At 44.0% G+C, this 14,993-nt stretch carries 14 protein-coding genes and 1 pseudogene; 14 read left to right on the plus strand and 1 reads right to left on the minus strand.

Annotated features, from left to right (window positions below):
- Positions 1 to 58: 58 nt before the first annotated feature.
- The 5 genes from C1G57_RS03450 (at position 59) to C1G57_RS03470 (ending at position 5,940) form a co-directional block, all read left to right on the plus strand.
- The gene (locus C1G57_RS03450; protein ID WP_153045604.1) at positions 59 to 1,084 is read left to right on the plus strand and encodes a hypothetical protein; all 1,026 of its coding nucleotides are present in this window, start codon (positions 59 to 61) and stop codon (positions 1,082 to 1,084) included.
- A gap of 141 nt (positions 1,085 to 1,225) precedes the next feature.
- Positions 1,226 to 3,298, plus strand: a complete 2,073-nt coding sequence (locus C1G57_RS03455; protein ID WP_105116966.1) for an LPXTG cell wall anchor domain-containing protein — start codon at positions 1,226 to 1,228, stop codon at positions 3,296 to 3,298.
- Positions 3,299 to 3,395: 97 nt separating this feature from the next.
- Complete coding sequence (locus C1G57_RS03460; protein ID WP_105113747.1) at positions 3,396 to 3,893, plus strand: GAF domain-containing protein; 498 nt, start codon at positions 3,396 to 3,398, stop codon at positions 3,891 to 3,893.
- Positions 3,893 to 5,560 (plus strand): DNA polymerase III subunit gamma/tau, encoded by a 1,668-nt coding sequence (gene dnaX, locus C1G57_RS03465; protein ID WP_105113748.1) that lies wholly within the window; start codon positions 3,893 to 3,895, stop codon positions 5,558 to 5,560. The genes C1G57_RS03460 and dnaX overlap by 1 nt, the downstream gene beginning before the upstream one ends.
- A gap of 191 nt (positions 5,561 to 5,751) precedes the next feature.
- Positions 5,752 to 5,940: a DUF3272 family protein gene (locus C1G57_RS03470; protein ID WP_105113749.1), complete on the plus strand. Its 189-nt coding sequence runs from the start codon at positions 5,752 to 5,754 to the stop codon at positions 5,938 to 5,940.
- Here C1G57_RS03470 and birA read toward each other — a convergent pair.
- The gene (birA, locus tag C1G57_RS03475) at positions 5,906 to 6,862 is read right to left on the minus strand and encodes a bifunctional biotin--[acetyl-CoA-carboxylase] ligase/biotin operon repressor BirA (RefSeq protein WP_105113750.1); all 957 of its coding nucleotides are present in this window, start codon (positions 6,860 to 6,862) and stop codon (positions 5,906 to 5,908) included. The genes C1G57_RS03470 and birA overlap by 35 nt on opposite strands.
- Before the next feature lie 65 nt (positions 6,863 to 6,927).
- Here birA and C1G57_RS03480 point away from each other — a divergent pair, with 65 nt between their 5' ends.
- From C1G57_RS03480 to C1G57_RS03525, 9 genes and pseudogenes are all read left to right on the plus strand, one after another.
- Positions 6,928 to 7,962: a M42 family metallopeptidase gene (locus C1G57_RS03480; RefSeq protein ID WP_105113751.1), complete on the plus strand. Its 1,035-nt coding sequence runs from the start codon at positions 6,928 to 6,930 to the stop codon at positions 7,960 to 7,962.
- Between the two features lies 1 nt (position 7,963).
- Positions 7,964 to 8,701 (plus strand): CBS domain-containing protein, encoded by a 738-nt coding sequence (locus C1G57_RS03485; RefSeq protein ID WP_105113752.1) that lies wholly within the window; start codon positions 7,964 to 7,966, stop codon positions 8,699 to 8,701.
- A 16-nt stretch (positions 8,702 to 8,717) separates the two neighbouring features.
- Positions 8,718 to 9,185, plus strand: a complete 468-nt coding sequence (locus C1G57_RS03490) for a deoxycytidylate deaminase (protein WP_105113753.1) — start codon at positions 8,718 to 8,720, stop codon at positions 9,183 to 9,185.
- 425 nt (positions 9,186 to 9,610) lie between these two features.
- A complete protein-coding gene (gene metK / locus C1G57_RS03500) occupies positions 9,611 to 10,801 on the plus strand; it encodes a methionine adenosyltransferase (protein ID WP_105113755.1) in 1,191 nt (396 codons plus the stop codon).
- A gap of 136 nt (positions 10,802 to 10,937) precedes the next feature.
- Positions 10,938 to 12,197 carry a UDP-N-acetylglucosamine 1-carboxyvinyltransferase gene (locus C1G57_RS03505; RefSeq protein ID WP_105113756.1) on the plus strand — a complete coding sequence of 420 codons (1,260 nt, stop codon included), beginning with the start codon at positions 10,938 to 10,940 and terminating at the stop codon, positions 12,195 to 12,197.
- An 80-nt stretch (positions 12,198 to 12,277) separates the two neighbouring features.
- A complete protein-coding gene (locus C1G57_RS03510) occupies positions 12,278 to 12,859 on the plus strand; it encodes a GNAT family N-acetyltransferase (protein ID WP_105113757.1) in 582 nt (193 codons plus the stop codon).
- A complete protein-coding gene (locus C1G57_RS03515) occupies positions 12,846 to 13,706 on the plus strand; it encodes a methionyl aminopeptidase (RefSeq protein ID WP_105113758.1) in 861 nt (286 codons plus the stop codon). The genes C1G57_RS03510 and C1G57_RS03515 overlap by 14 nt, the downstream gene beginning before the upstream one ends.
- A 24-nt stretch (positions 13,707 to 13,730) precedes the next feature.
- The gene (locus tag C1G57_RS03520; protein ID WP_105113759.1) at positions 13,731 to 14,654 is read left to right on the plus strand and encodes a YihY/virulence factor BrkB family protein; all 924 of its coding nucleotides are present in this window, start codon (positions 13,731 to 13,733) and stop codon (positions 14,652 to 14,654) included.
- 121 nt (positions 14,655 to 14,775) lie between these two features.
- A pseudogene (locus tag C1G57_RS03525) lies at positions 14,776 to 14,993 on the plus strand (IS5/IS1182 family transposase); the annotation flags it as partial.

Here is a 14,993-nt window from a genome sequence, read left to right on the forward strand (position 1 = left end):
GTATACTGGTGAGCGTGTCTTTGGGCACAAAAGTATTATTATAACGGAGGTTTTTTATATGAAAAGAAGTTCTAGGAAGTGGTGGCTTGTCAAGTGGAGCAAGATGGGTCTTGGTTTGGCAGCAGTCACTGTTTTGGGAGGTGTAGTTGCTCCTGCGGGTAGCCGGCTACCAAGTGCTCCTGCTCTTGTTTATGCGGAAGAGGTGGGATATGTAATTGCTATAGATGCCTATCTTGACGGAGAATATCTCTACGTAATAGAGGATCATCCAAGATACGATAGAAGGAGCTTGCCAACTTCGGCAGCCGACCTTAATATTAAAGAGTATGAGCCTATATATGGTAAGACTCTTACTAGTCTAAAATTAGTGAAACATACAGAGGTTGTTGGGGAAAACGGTAGGACGGAAATTTATTATGGTGAGGCGCATTTTGTTTCTACGCCAGCCGAAACCCAGCCTACCACTTCAAGTAGCTCGACCAGCCAGTCCAGCACTAGCCAGCCAAGTGCTAGCAAACCAAGCGAAACAAGTACTTCCAGCACCCAACCAAGTGCTACTAAGCCTACCGCTTCAAGTAGCTCGACTAGCCAGTCCAGCACTAGCCAGCCAAGCGAAACAAGTACTTCCAGCACCCAGCCAAGTGCTAGCAACCCAACAGAAACCAAGGTTACTGAGGACCAAGTATCCACTTCTCCAGTCTATCGCCTTTATCATGAAGACTTGAAGGTCCATCTCTATACCATAGATGCCTATGAGTATAAGGTCTTGGCAGGTCGTGGTTGGAGACAGGAAGGTCAGGCATTCTTGTCCGCATCAAAAGGTAGCCCAGTTTATCGTCTCTATCATGAGAGCTTGAAAGTCCATCTCTATACCAGAGATGCTCACGAGTACAAGGTTTTAGCAGGTCGTGGTTGGAGACAAGAAGGCACTGCCTTTTACTCAGTGACAGATGGCATACCTGTTTACCGCCTTTACAATGAAGGATTGAAAAAACATCTTTACACTACAGATGCAAATGAATACAAAGTGCTAGCTACACGTGGCTGGACACAGGAAGGAATCGCCTTCTACTCGGCTAAGTAAAAGAAACTTTGGAATCTTATGAAAGAAACGAACTCTTATCTATCAAGATACAAGATAGAAGAGTTTGGAGCAAATAGGATTTAGCCTACTAATAGAAGTACCTTTTGGCACAAAAGTATTTTATATAACGGAGGTTTTTAAATGAAAAGAAGTTCTAGAAAGATGCAAATTCACAAGTGGGTCAAACTTGGTGTTGGATTAGCTACGGTCACAGTTTTGGGAGGCGTGGTTGAGACGACAGCAGTCGACATCTATAATCCTTTAGTGATCCATGCAGAGGAAGAGGTGATTGAGTATAAGGATAGAGACGGGAATCCCTATCCCTATATTGAAGTTACAAATATCTATGATCATGAAGATGGTTCAGGTAGTACCGTCCTAGGCAGTTATCATCTTACATTTTGGAATAACAAAGACAGTATTCTTGTTACAACTCCTGAGTTAGAAGGCTATGACTATATTGGTGATTCCTATAGCAGAGTGGTTGGTTTTGATGAGGTCAAGAATCAGCACAATAGCAAGCTCAGCATTGTCAATCATTATAAAAAATCCGTCGAGGATACTAGTTCTAGCTCATCACCTGATACACATCCAGTAACAGATACTCCTCCTGTAACACCGCCTGTTTCAGAACAGGCTCCCACAACTCCTCCAGTAGATCCAGCGGTTCAACCAGTTAGCTTTAAGATTTACAATAGGATTGAAGTTTTTTGGGGTCCTCATGGTTCAAATAGCATTATTGAAGTGAAAGAGATTACCCTTCAGCCAGGAGAGAGCTATACATTTACAGCTCCTCAGTATAAGGAATACTCTTTTAAACATGGTTCGCTTCAAGATCAAACGCTCACCAATGATGGTAATACGGTTTTTGAGAACTATTATATCAATTGGTATACTCCATATATCCCAGTTGTTCCGGCTGTTCCAGACAACTATAGTGGAGAAGTCCTTGCCGGTGATGTTAAGTATCAGTTGCGGGTAGTTGATAAAATCAATGGCGAAGAACGGGGTCATCGCTTATATAGGGTTCCTGCCAATACAGCTGTCGCTCCAGCTCTTCTAACCCATCCAAATTATGGAGATTTGGTCAATTTTGAAGCAGGTGAAGTTAATACAAAATATTATGCAGATAGAGCTTTTCGTTTTATCACCTTGAACTATAGCTATCCTGAGGACAAGTTAAGCAATGGGATTTATGCAATTCCGACTGAAGTAGGGAAGTGGTCTCATGAAAAGAAAGAGCTTCCTGTGACTAGTGAGACAGATAGCAGCATCACTCCATCTACCCCTACGGAAAAACCTGTAGAAACCTCAGCAGAAACTCCGTTAAACAAACCAGAGGAGACCACGACTGTCCCCCAGACGACAGGTAATCAAGCAGGACAATCAGTTACTTCACCAACCGCTCAGCCTAAGCAAGAAGGCGAATCGACGACTACAGTAGGAAAACCGGTCAATACCCCTACTAGCCCTGTCGAGCCAAGCACTGTTCAAACTACTAATCCTGTATCAGAAGAAATTAAACCGACAGTAAAAGAACAGCTGGAACCTAGTAAGGTCACCTCCCTTGATTCATATAAAGATGTGACCGAAACGTCATCGTCTGTAACTGTACGAGTGCGTGGTGAGGATGTGGCTAAGGTTGCCTCATTATCAATTAAGGAGGAAAATGATCCTGCAGTAATAGCCAAACTTCCTCAAGCATTTGCAGAACAGCAGGTTGATTTATATGATATTAAGACGCTTGATGCTGCTGGTCAGTTTGTCCAAATCACAGAAGATGCTACCGTTACCTTGCCAGTGGAAGCTGGAAAAGAGGTTGACAAGGTTATCTACTTCCTAGCGAGTACAGGAGCTGTTGAAGAATTGCCATTTACTGTAGATAAGTCAACCAATCAGGTGAGCTTTGTTGTAAGCCATTTTTCACACTATGGTATTGTTTATCAGGCTAACAAGCCAGTCAGTCAGGCTCAGTCAGGTTCTACGGGCCAGTCAGCACCAGGCAAACAAGAAACAAAACAGGAGACTAAGGAACAAGCTGCCCCAGCCAGCCAAAGCAAACAGGCAACTGTTAAACCAGCGCCAACTAGTCAGCCCCAAGCCAAATCCCTACCAGCTACTGGTGAAGCTCATTCTGTCTTGCATATGACAGGTATGGGCTTACTGGGTCTAGCAGGTCTGGTTGTGAAAAGACGCTCACGCAAGTCTTCTTAATCGGCTATCCTATAAACGAGATCGACAGGTCTCGTTTTTTGCTGGTTTCTAACAGTCGGTACTGTCCTAGACTAGTCATCTATGCTATAATGTTTCTATGATGAAACAAGAAAAAATCTCAACTTATCAATTATTACTGGCTCAGTTGGAGGCCCTATTAGACGGCGAAACCAATGCACTTGCCAATTTGTCTAATGCCTCAGCTTTGCTCAATCAGGCTCTACCACATTCTGTCTTTACAGGTTTTTACTTATATGATGGTCAAGAATTGATTTTAGGGCCTTTTCAAGGTGGCGTTTCCTGTGTCCACATTGCTCTTGGAAAAGGTGTCTGCGGTGAATCTGCTTCTAAACGCCAGACCATTCTCGTAGACGATGTTCGTCTGCATGATAACTATATTTCTTGCGATGCGGCAGCCCTTTCGGAAATCGTGGTACCTATGGTGAAAAACGACCAGCTTTTGGGCGTTTTGGACTTGGATTCGAGATTGGTAGCGGATTATGATGCCATTGACCAAGAATATTTAGAGCAGTTTGTTGCCCTCTTAGTGGAGAAAACGGACTGGAATTTTGCTATGTTTGGAGAAAAAGGGTAATGTACCAAGCTTTATATCGGAAATACCGCAGCCAGACTTTTGGAGAAATGGTGGGGCAGGAGGTGGTGGCGACCACGCTCAAGCAGGCCATTGAGCAGGGGAAAATCAGCCATGCCTATCTTTTTTCTGGACCTCGTGGTACGGGTAAGACTTCGGCAGCCAAGATTTTTGCCAAGGCTATGAACTGCCCTAATCAGGTTGGGGGCGAGCCTTGTAATGACTGCTATATCTGTCAGGCTATCACTGAGGGCAGTCTGGAAGATGTGATTGAGATTGACGCGGCATCCAATAATGGTGTGGATGAAATCCGTGATATTCGGGACAAGTCAACTTATGCACCTAGCCTTGCGACCTATAAGGTTTATATCATTGACGAGGTCCACATGCTGTCAACGGGGGCTTTTAATGCCCTCTTGAAGACCTTGGAAGAGCCGACAGAGAATGTGGTCTTTATTCTTGCGACGACGGAGTTGCATAAGATTCCTGCGACAATTTTGTCTAGGGTGCAACGCTTTGAATTCAAATCCATCAAGGTCACGGATATTCAGGCCCATTTGGCTCAAATCTTGACCAAGGAAGGTCTTAGATTTGATGACCAAGCTTTGACCATTATTGCCCGTCGGGCAGAAGGGGGGATGCGGGATGCCCTGTCTATTCTCGATCAGGCGCTCAGTCTTAGCCATGACCAGACAGTTACCTTGGAAATCGCAGAGGAGATCACAGGATCTATCAGTCTGCGTGCTCTGGATGACTATATAGCTAGTCTGCGTCAGGCAGATAGCGTGTCAGCATTGGGGCATCTGCAGACCTTGTTTGACCAAGGCAAGAGCATGAGCCGTTTTGCGACGGACCTCTTGCATTACCTGCGTGACCTCCTTATCGTGCAGACAGGCGGTGAGAATACCCATCTGACTGCTGGTTTTACGGAAAATCTAGCACTGGCTCAGGATCGGATCTTTACCATGATTGAGTTGGTGACCAAGGGACTGGCGGACATCAAGTCTAGCCCCCAACCCAAGATTTACGCTGAAATGATGACCATTCGGTTGGCTGAAAGTGGTTCTTCTTCGGGAGCAATGGCAGAGCTACCAGCAGATTTGGTCAGTCAATTAAGTAACCTTCAACAACAAGTTGCGGATTTACAGAAACAATTAAGCCAACTCTCCAGTCAACCGAGTGCTGTTAAGCCAGTTTCACGCAAGCCACAGGCACCGAAGAAGTACCGATTGGATACCAGCAAGGTTCATGCTATTTTGCAGGAAGCCATGGAAAATCCAGCTTTGGCGCGTGAAAATTTGACTCGCCTGCAAAATGCCTGGGGAGAAATTATCGAGAGTTTATCTGGTGCAGACAGAGCTTTGCTTGTTGGTTCCCAGCCAGTCGCAGCCAATGAAAATCATGCAATCTTGGCCTTTGAGTCCCCACTCAATGCTGAACAGACTATGAAACGGGATAATCTCAATACCATGTTTGGTAATATTCTCAGCAAGGCAGCAGGATTTTCGCCACAGATTTTGGCTATTGCTCAAGAAGATTGGGTCAGCATTCGAGCCGAATTTTCAGCCAAGGCCAAGGGGCAAAAAACGCAAGAAAGAGAAAAAGAAGAAAGCCCTGTTCCAGAAGAATTTGGCTTTCTAGCAGACACCGTTGAGATAGTAAACGATTGATAGCAATATCGGTCTTAGGACTGATGTGGAATGTGGTTGACTAAGCTATACTATAGTCAATCCTAAATATTTTTCATAATCTCCTTAAGAAAGCACCGACTGAGTTGGTGTTTTCTTGTTTAACTAGCATACATAGAAAGAAGGGATAGAAAAAATCAGCCAGTCGACTGATTTTTTGGTATAATTTATCTATGAAACTGTCACAATTTCTTCTCTTGTCTCTTTCGACAATTATCGCTATTTATTTTATGAATACTTCCATTCTTTCTAAGGATTTTTTGCTTGCAGGTATTTTTGCCTTTATCGCCTTTCGAAATCTCCACTTTGCCTACAAGGTGACACGCTTTATTCGTTTGGTGGAGAAGCAGTCCAAGAAGTAAGGCTGATTTCTCCGCTGGAGATGATTTTTGCCTTGCCGTTATCCAGTTGGATGACTAGATTGCCTGTGTCGGTGACTGCGATGGCTGTTCCCTTAAATTCAACCTGATTTTCTACAAAGCTCACTTGTTGGCCAACAACAAGTGATTTTTCTTTGTAAAGGGCAATGAGTTCCTTGTCATCGGTTTCTAAAAATGCTTTCCAAATGGCTGTAATCAACTGATTTCGTGTAAAAGGTGGATGACCTTCAAAGAGGTTTCCAGCTGATTGCCGGAGTTCTTTGGGAAAATCATCGATATGGACATTGATACCCACTCCGATGATGACATCGGTCACCCGTTGGTTTTCCATGGAAGAAATAGCTTCGGTCAGGATGCCTGCAACTTTCTTCTGCCCCAGATAAATATCATTGACCCACTTGATTTGGACATCTAGGTCACAGAGGGACTGAATGGCCTTGACCACAGCGGCTGCGGCTAGAATGGTATAGGGCTTAAATTCAAGGAAGGGGACATTGGGTGAAAGGCGGAGAGACATATAGATACCGCCTGATTTGGAAGCATAAAAAGGTCTTCCAAACCGTCCCTTTGCTCTATTTTGGTAGGGAGCTAGATAGAGGGCTGGGCTCGCATGACCTGTTTCGATACCTTGCTTGGCATCTAGCTGGGTCGAATCACTATCGGTATTGAGGTGGACAGGGAGTTGGAGCTCCTGTGAAATCAAATCTGGCAGCAACAAATCCCCCTCGGCCAATTTGTAGCCACGATTGCGGGCTGCTTCAATGGTCAGACCATGTGCTTCTAACTGGCGTATGGCTTTCCAAATGGAAGTCCGAGAAATCCCCAATTCCTGGGCCAAATCCTCGCCACTGACGTAGTCGTCTTTTTCTTTTAATAATAAATAAATCTTCTGGTAGGTTTTCATGTCTTCATTATAGCAAAAAAATGTCCTAAAACATGATATAATAGATTACAAATAAGGAGGTTTTCATGAAGACACTTGATTACATCGTTAAACTGACCAATACACCGTCGCCAACAGGTTTTACGACGGACATTATGAACTACATCAAGGCAGAAGTGGAAGGTCTGGGCTATAAGGCCATCAAGACAGCCAAGGGAGGCGTTTTGGTGACAGTTCCTGGGGAAAATGACAAGGAGCACCGGATGCTGACTGCTCACCTGGACACTTTGGGTGCCATGGTGCGTGCAGTCAAGCCAGACGGCCGACTCAAAATGGATTTGGTGGGAGGATTTGGCTACCCTTCTATTGAAGGAGAAAACTGCCTGATTCATTGTGCCAAGAATGGTAAGATCTTTACAGGTACAATTTTGATGCACCAAACTTCAGTCCATGTCTACCGAGATGCCAGCACCGCTGAGCGCAACCAGACCAACATGGAAATTCGTTTGGATGAAAAGGTGACCAATGCGGATCAGACGCGGGCCTTGGGTATTGAAGTCGGAGACTTTATCTCCTTTGATCCACGGACCGTTGTGACTGAAACTGGTTTTATCAAGAGCCGTCACCTGGATGACAAGGTTTCAGCCGCTATCCTGCTGCATCTTTTGAAGGTTTACAAGGAAGAGGCAATCAAGCTTCCTTATACCACCCATTTCTATTTCTCCAATAATGAAGAGATTGGCTATGGAGCAAACTCCAGCATTCCAAGTCAAGTAGTTGAATATCTGGCAGTCGATATGGGGGCAATGGGAGATGACCAGCAGACTGATGAATACACGGTTTCTATCTGCGTCAAGGACGGCTCGGGTCCCTACCACTACGAACTTCGTCAACACTTGGTAACCTTGGCTGAAAGGGATGGCATTCCTTATAAGTTGGACATCTATCCTTACTATGGTTCAGATGCTTCAGCAGCTATGCGGGCGGGTGCGGATGTCAAACATGCCCTGCTTGGTGCAGGAATTGAATCCAGCCATTCTTACGAGCGGACCCATTTGGATTCGGTCCATGCGACAGAGCGGATGGTCGATGCCTACTTGAAATCAGCAATGGTAGACTAAGATGAATGAAAGCCGTTTTTTAGAGTTATTCAATGACTTGGACAAGGTCCTGCGCAAGGTCTGTGGAGTTGCGGATGGGGAATATGCAGATGTTGGCTCCATGCTAGCCAAAGCCAAGGAATTGACGCGACATAATCCCGTTGAGGCTAATTGGGACAATCTCTACGTAGCCAGACAGCTCCGTAATCTCATGGTCCACGAAAGACGAACGAGTTTGAAAGAGGTAGCTCAACCTTCGCAAGAGTTGATTGCTGTCTTGGAAAAGGTCATTGCCCAGTACCAAACACCCGTGACCATTGAAACCTATTTACAAAAGGTCCAGAAGATCAAGCCTATTATATTTGATAGTCAGGATAAATTGATCAAAGCCTTGGAAATCGTCGAGCGAGAACATGTTTCCAAGTTTCCTATTTTTTCAGGCAAATCTTATCAAGGTTTGGTGTCCGATAAGGGTTTGGCCAACTGGTTAGCCAAAGCCAGTAAGGAAGTAGTCTCAATCCGTGATACATTAGTGGAAGCAAGTTTGGCAGATGTATTGGCTTGTGAGGAAGATAGTATCCAAGTGGTCACTTTACCAGCGCAAACAAGTCTTTACCAGCTGATCAATCATTTTGAAGGCCAGAAAAGGACAACGGTTTTGGTCAGTCGTCAATCCAATGGGCAACTTCATGCGCCAGAGGACATAATTGGAATTATCACGGCTCACGACTTAGTAGCAATTTATGGAATGGTGGATTGATTGGAAAGGAGAAATCATGTCAACAAATCGTTTAGCCTGGGATGAGTATTTTGCGGCGCAGGCGCTCTTGATTGCCAATCGGGCGACTTGTAAACGTGCCAAGGTCGGTGCTGTCTTGGTCAAGGACAACAAGGTTATTGCGACGGGCTACAATGGGTCTGTTTCAGGGACGGAACATTGCTTGGACCAGGAATGCCTCATGATTGACGGGCATTGTGCCAGAACCCTGCATGCAGAAGTCAATGCTATTTTGCAGGGGGCAGAGCGTGGCATTCCCAAGGGGTTTACAGCCTATGTGACCCATTTTCCTTGTTTAAATTGCTCCAAGCAGTTATTGCAGGTTGGTTGCCAGCGTGTTGTCTATATTAATGAATACCGCATGGACGACTATGCTCACTATCTCTACAAGGAAAAGGGATGCGAACTGGTTCATTTGCCACTGGAAACGGTCAAACAGGCCATTGCAGAAGCAGAATTTATTTAGTAAGGGAGGTTGTCTTGCACACCTCTCTTTATTTTTTAGAAAAATACTAGGCTAGTCACCTAATATATGCTATACTAGAAGCGTTATTAAGTCCCGAAAAGGTAGTTATCAGACTAGTTAACTTTCGCAGACATACTTGGAAGTTATTGTTTTCTCGTTATGTATCTGGAAATTTTCCTTTGCTCAAGACCAAAGTCTTTCGCAAATAGAGTTTTTCTTTGCTCAAGACCAAAGTCTTTCGCAAATGGAGCTTTTCTTTGCTCAAGACCAAAGTCTTTCGCAAATAGAGCTTTTCTTTGCTCAAGACAGGTGTCTTTCGCAAATAGAGCTTTTCTTTGCTCAAGACCAAAGTCTTTCGCAAATCACTAGTCTTCGACTAGTTCTTTGTAACCTTGATAACAATTTATTTTAAGGGGGACATGTTTATGTCAGAACGTAAGTTGTTTACGTCTGAATCTGTTTCGGAGGGTCATCCGGACAAGATTGCAGACCAGATTTCAGATGCCATTTTGGATGCTATTTTAGCAGAGGATCCAGATGCGCACGTAGCGGCGGAAACGGCTGTTTATACAGGCAGTGTTCATGTGTTTGGAGAGATTTCAACCACTGCCTATGTGGATATTAACCGTGTGGTACGTGATACCATTGCGGAGATTGGCTATACAAAAGGTGAGTATGGTTTTTCAGCTGAGTCGGTTGGGGTTCATCCGTCACTTGTAGAGCAATCGCCAGATATTGCCCAAGGCGTCAATGAAGCTTTGGAAACTCGTCAAGATGCTAGTCAAGATCCGCTGGATTTGATTGGTGCAGGTGACCAGGGGCTCATGTTTGGTTTTGCAGTAGATGAAACGCCTGAACTTATGCCGTTGCCAATTTCACTGAGTCACAAATTGGTGCGTCGTTTGGCCGAGTTGAGAAAATCTGGTGAAATTGCTTATCTCCGTCCAGATGCTAAGTCACAAGTAACGGTTGAGTATGATGAAAACAACCAACCCGTTCGTGTGGATACAGTCGTTATTTCGACCCAGCATGATCCGGAAGTCAGTCAAGAGCAAATTCGTCAGGATGTCATTGAGCGTGTCATTAAGGAAATTATTCCAGCTCAATATTTGGATGACCAAACCAACTACTTTATAAATCCAACAGGTCGCTTTGTTATTGGTGGACCTCAAGGAGACTCTGGTTTGACAGGTCGTAAGATTATCGTTGATACCTATGGTGGTTATTCACGTCATGGCGGCGGTGCCTTCTCTGGTAAGGATGCGACCAAAGTGGACCGTTCTGCCTCTTATGCGGCACGTTATATCGCAAAAAATATCGTTGCAGCTGGCTTGGCTAAAAAGGCGGAAGTTCAATTGGCCTATGCTATCGGGGTTGCTCATCCAGTTTCTGTTCGTATTGATACCTTCGGTACAAGTACAGTAGCTGAGAGCAAATTGGAAGCTACTGTTCGTCAGATTTTCGATTTGCGTCCTGCAGGAATTATTCAAATGTTGGACCTCAAACGTCCGATTTACAAGCAAACTGCAGCCTATGGTCATATGGGTCGCACAGATATTGACTTACCATGGGAACGCTTGGATAAGGTAGAGGCATTGAAGTATGTCGTCGGATAGTATTTAGAAATAGTGATTTAGGACAGGTCTAATAAGCCTGTTCTTTTGTATATCAAATAACTAGCTTTTTACCTTGTGTTGTGATAGAATAAAACGTATGCCTTTTTTGGGCAATAAGAGAAAGAGATTAGTTAGTATGAGAAAAATCGTTATCAATGGTGGAAAAACACTGAAAGGGTCTGTAACAGTCAGTGGGGCTAAGAATTCAGTCGTTGCTTTAATTCCTGCCATTATTCTTGCGGATGGAATTGTCACACTGGATGGTGTGCCAGCTATTTCAGACGTTGATAGTTTGATTGATATTATGGAAACCATGGGGGCAACCGTTAAGCGTGATGGTGAAACGCTTGAAATTGACCCTCGTGGTGTGCAAGATATGCCCATGCCTTTTGGTAAAATCAATAGCCTACGTGCTTCTTATTATTTCTACGGTTCACTTCTGGGGCGCTTCGGTCAAGCAGTGGTTGGTCTGCCAGGTGGCTGTGATTTAGGCCCACGTCCGATTGACTTGCACTTGAAGGCTTTTGCGGCCATGGGTGCTGAAACGACCTATGAGGGTGACTATATGCGTTTGGCAACCAATGGTCAACGCATTCAGGGAGCGCATATCTTCATGGATGTGGTCAGTGTCGGTGCAACTATCAATACCATTTTGGCTGCGGTTAAAGCTGAGGGTCGTACGGTTATTGAAAATGCGGCGCGTGAGCCAGAAATCATTGACGTAGCAACCTTGCTCAATAACATGGGTGCCCATATTCGTGGTGCAGGTACAGACATTATTACCATCGATGGTGTCGATAGTCTGCATGGAACCCGTCACCAAGTTATTCCAGACCGTATCGAAGCTGGAACCTATATCGCCCTTGCAGCCGCAGTGGGTGAAGGTATCCGTATTGACAATGTCCTTTATGAACACTTGGAAAGCTTCATCGCTAAGTTGGAAGAAATGGGCGTTCGTATGACTGTTTCTGAAGACAGCATCTTTGTTGAAAAACAAGAAAAATTGAAGGCTGTAAGTATCAAAACTTCGCCATATCCAGGCTTTGCGACAGACTTGCAACAGCCAATCACTCCGCTCCTATTGACAGCAGAGGGCACTGGTAAAATTGTTGATACCATTTATGAAAAACGGGTCGGTCATGTGCAAGAATTGGCGAATATGGGTGCAAATATTTCAACTCGTAGCAATTACATTGCTTTCGAAGGTCCAAATCAGTTGACTGGTGCATCAGTCAAGGCGACGGATTTGCGGGCTGGAGCTGCCATGGTTATTGCAGGCTTGATGGCTCAAGGACGGACCGAAATTACCAATATTGAGTTTATCCTACGCGGTTACTCAAACATTATTGAGAAATTGACGGAACTGGGTGCTGATATTCAGTTGATTGAGGACTAGCAGCAAGTTCGTGCTAGCTTCTTACTTTTAACATCAAACAATTTGGGGCTGGGAGTTATTCTCAGCCCCTTGGGTACACTATGACACTTTGGACTAGACTAGCACAATTTGCTTGCTTTGAAACAGAACGCTTGGTTTTACGCCCCTTTTCCTATGAAGATGGGGAAAATTTCTTTGAAATTGTATCCAATCCAGAAAATCTTCCCTTTATTTTTCCGGCCTTGGAGGATAAGAACCTGGCTCTTGCGACCATGGTTGAGAAATTTATGCGTAGTCCTTTGGGAAATTGGGCCTTGGTCGATAAGGTTTCTGGTCGGATGATTGGTGCGCTTTGTTTTGAAAAACTAGATGACCGCCAAATGACTGCGGAGCTCAGCTATTTCCTAAAAAAAGACTACTGGGGTCAAGGGCTGATGACGGAAGCGGTGAAAAATCTGGTCTTTCTAGCCTTTTATGAAATCGGTCTGAAGGAATTGGTCATCATCACCCATGAGGAAAATGTGGCCAGTCAGACGGTGGCTAGAAAATCGGGTTTTGTGCAGGTCGGGCAGTATAAGGGGAGTGACCGTTACAGTCACAAAACAAGAAAGTATAGAAAATTTAGCTTGAAGAGGGCTGAATGTAGTATAGAAATAGAGGAGAAAATCAATGATTACCATTAAATCACAACGTGAAATTGATGCCATGAACCGTGCTGGCGATGTGCTTGCAGGTATCCATATTGGTTTACGGGATATCATCAAACCAGGTGTGGACATGTGGGAAGTGGAAGAATATGTCCGTAAAACATGTAAGGAAAAAAATGTCTTGCCTCTTCAAATTGGTGTTGATGGTGAATTGATGGACTATCCCTACGCAACTTGTTGCGGGCTCAATGATGAAGTGGCCCATGCCTTTCCTCGTCATTACAAATTGAAAGAAGGCGACTTGCTCAAGGTTGATATGGTATTGAGTGAGCCCTTGGACAAATCAGTTGTTGATGTGTCTAAGCTCAACTTCAATGATGTCAAGGCTATGAAGAAAATCACCCAATCTTATCGTGGTGGTTGTGCAGACTCTTGCTGGGCTTATGCAGTTGGTCAAGTTTCAGAGGAAGTGCAAAAATTGATGGATGTGACCAAGGAATGCTTATATCGCGGTATTGAGCAAGCAGTTGTTGGCAATCGTATCGGTGATATCGGTGCGGCTATCCAAGAATATGCCGAAGGACTTGGTTATGGTGTTGTTCGTGACTTGGTAGGCCACGGAGTTGGTCCAACCTTCCACGAAGAGCCAATGGTTCCTCATTACGGGACAAAAGGCCGTGGACTACGCTTGCGTGAGGGCATGGTTTTGACCATCGAGCCAATGATTAACACTGGTACTTGGGAAATCGATACGGATATGAAGACAGGCTGGGCTCATAAGACACTTGATGGTGGTCTATCTTGCCAATATGAACATCAATTTGTCATTACCAAAGATGGTCCGGTCATTTTGACAAGTCAAGGTGAAGAGGGAAGCTATTAAGATAGCTAGAGAGAAGGAGAGGGAATGAAGAAAACCAAAATTGTTGAAGGTTTGAAAACATTCTGCTCAACCTTCTTTTCTTTTTATCGGCATGCTGATATCGATGTGACTAGTGTGGCGGTGGCCTACTATTTGCTCATCGGTATTTTCCCTATCTTGTTGACCCTGGCTAATCTACTTCCTTATTTTCCATTCGACATAGACTTGATTTTGTCGGTTGTGGCAGAATTTGTACCGGATAAGCTCTATCCTCCAGTATCGGACTTTATCACCTCTATTTTGACCAAGCCGTCATCGTCTTGGTTGGGAATTTCAATTGCGACGACCCTGTGGACCTTGTCGCAAAGTATGACAATCCTGCAAAAGGCTGTCAACAAGGCTTATGGTATCAATGAGCATCGAGATTTTATTATCGGACATTTAATCGGTATATTTTTGGGAATTGGCTTACAAGTCATTATTTTACTGAGTATGACCCTCTTGACTTTTGGTCAGGTTATTCTTTCTTTCCTTAGTCAACTTCTTCCGCTAGATAATCAGTGGTTAAGTGGTCTTCTTAGTCAGACACAACTAGTGGGTTTAATTGCCTTATTTGCAGGCTTGATGATGCTTTATTTTTTCTTACCCAATATTCGTATTCAGAAAATCCGTTATATTTTGCCTGGAACAAGCTTTGTTCTTTTGGTTATGACATCGGTCGGTAAGCTTTTTACTATCTATGTGGATAACTATGCCAATCGCTTGTTGGATTTTCGGATGGTTACAGCTGTTATTTTCCTTGTTTTTATGCTTTGGTTTATTTTTATGGCCCAAGTCTTGATCATTGGCGCAGTTATCAATGCTAGTGTTCAAAGTATGCAAGTGGAAGAATTTCATGCTCGAGATGGAGATGTTGTTTCTATTTTAAATAGAATAAAAAGTCGTTTTACACCGATAGAAAAAGAATGAGGCTGGGCAAAAACTAGCTTCTCACATATAAAAAAACGAGCAATTCCAATTAGGATTTGCTCGTTTTCCATTTCATGCTTTATAATTATAATAACGACAAAACAACTAGAAAGGCATGAAAATGTATAAACAGTATAACACAAATCAGTTAAGTTTGGAATTAAATCTTGCTTGGGATTTACCTGCTACTCACGAGGCTCGTCTGATTAGTCAGTTTGTGGATACCATTCCTTTATCCGTTCTATTAGAAGAAACTTCCCATACTGGTCGTCCAGCCTTTCATCCAGCCATGTTGCTCAAAATGACCCTGTTCGCCTATGCTCGCCAGGTATTCAGGGC

Source organism: Streptococcus suis (assembly GCF_002960425.1).
Taxonomy (GTDB): domain Bacteria; phylum Bacillota; class Bacilli; order Lactobacillales; family Streptococcaceae; genus Streptococcus; species Streptococcus suis_S.

Bases quoted from the DNA above. Each gene is read 5' to 3' on its own strand.
- C1G57_RS03515 (WP_105113758.1), top strand. From the start codon at position 12,846: ATGATTACCATTAAATCACAACGTGAAATTGATGCCATGAACCGTGCT.
- C1G57_RS03505 (WP_105113756.1), top strand. From the start codon at position 10,938: ATGAGAAAAATCGTTATCAATGGTGGAAAAACACTGAAAGGGTCTGTA.
- C1G57_RS03480 (WP_105113751.1), top strand. From the start codon at position 6,928: ATGAAGACACTTGATTACATCGTTAAACTGACCAATACACCGTCGCCA.
- C1G57_RS03460 (WP_105113747.1), top strand. From the start codon at position 3,396: ATGATGAAACAAGAAAAAATCTCAACTTATCAATTATTACTGGCTCAG.
- dnaX (WP_105113748.1), top strand. From the start codon at position 3,893: ATGTACCAAGCTTTATATCGGAAATACCGCAGCCAGACTTTTGGAGAA.
- birA (WP_105113750.1), bottom strand. From the start codon at position 6,862: ATGAAAACCTACCAGAAGATTTATTTATTATTAAAAGAAAAAGACGAC.
- C1G57_RS03520 (WP_105113759.1), top strand. From the start codon at position 13,731: ATGAAGAAAACCAAAATTGTTGAAGGTTTGAAAACATTCTGCTCAACC.
- C1G57_RS03490 (WP_105113753.1), top strand. From the start codon at position 8,718: ATGTCAACAAATCGTTTAGCCTGGGATGAGTATTTTGCGGCGCAGGCG.
- C1G57_RS03470 (WP_105113749.1), top strand. From the start codon at position 5,752: ATGAAACTGTCACAATTTCTTCTCTTGTCTCTTTCGACAATTATCGCT.
- C1G57_RS03455 (WP_105116966.1), top strand. From the start codon at position 1,226: ATGAAAAGAAGTTCTAGAAAGATGCAAATTCACAAGTGGGTCAAACTT.
- C1G57_RS03510 (WP_105113757.1), top strand. From the start codon at position 12,278: ATGACACTTTGGACTAGACTAGCACAATTTGCTTGCTTTGAAACAGAA.
- C1G57_RS03450 (WP_153045604.1), top strand. From the start codon at position 59: ATGAAAAGAAGTTCTAGGAAGTGGTGGCTTGTCAAGTGGAGCAAGATG.
- C1G57_RS03485 (WP_105113752.1), top strand. From the start codon at position 7,964: ATGAATGAAAGCCGTTTTTTAGAGTTATTCAATGACTTGGACAAGGTC.
- metK (WP_105113755.1), top strand. From the start codon at position 9,611: ATGTCAGAACGTAAGTTGTTTACGTCTGAATCTGTTTCGGAGGGTCAT.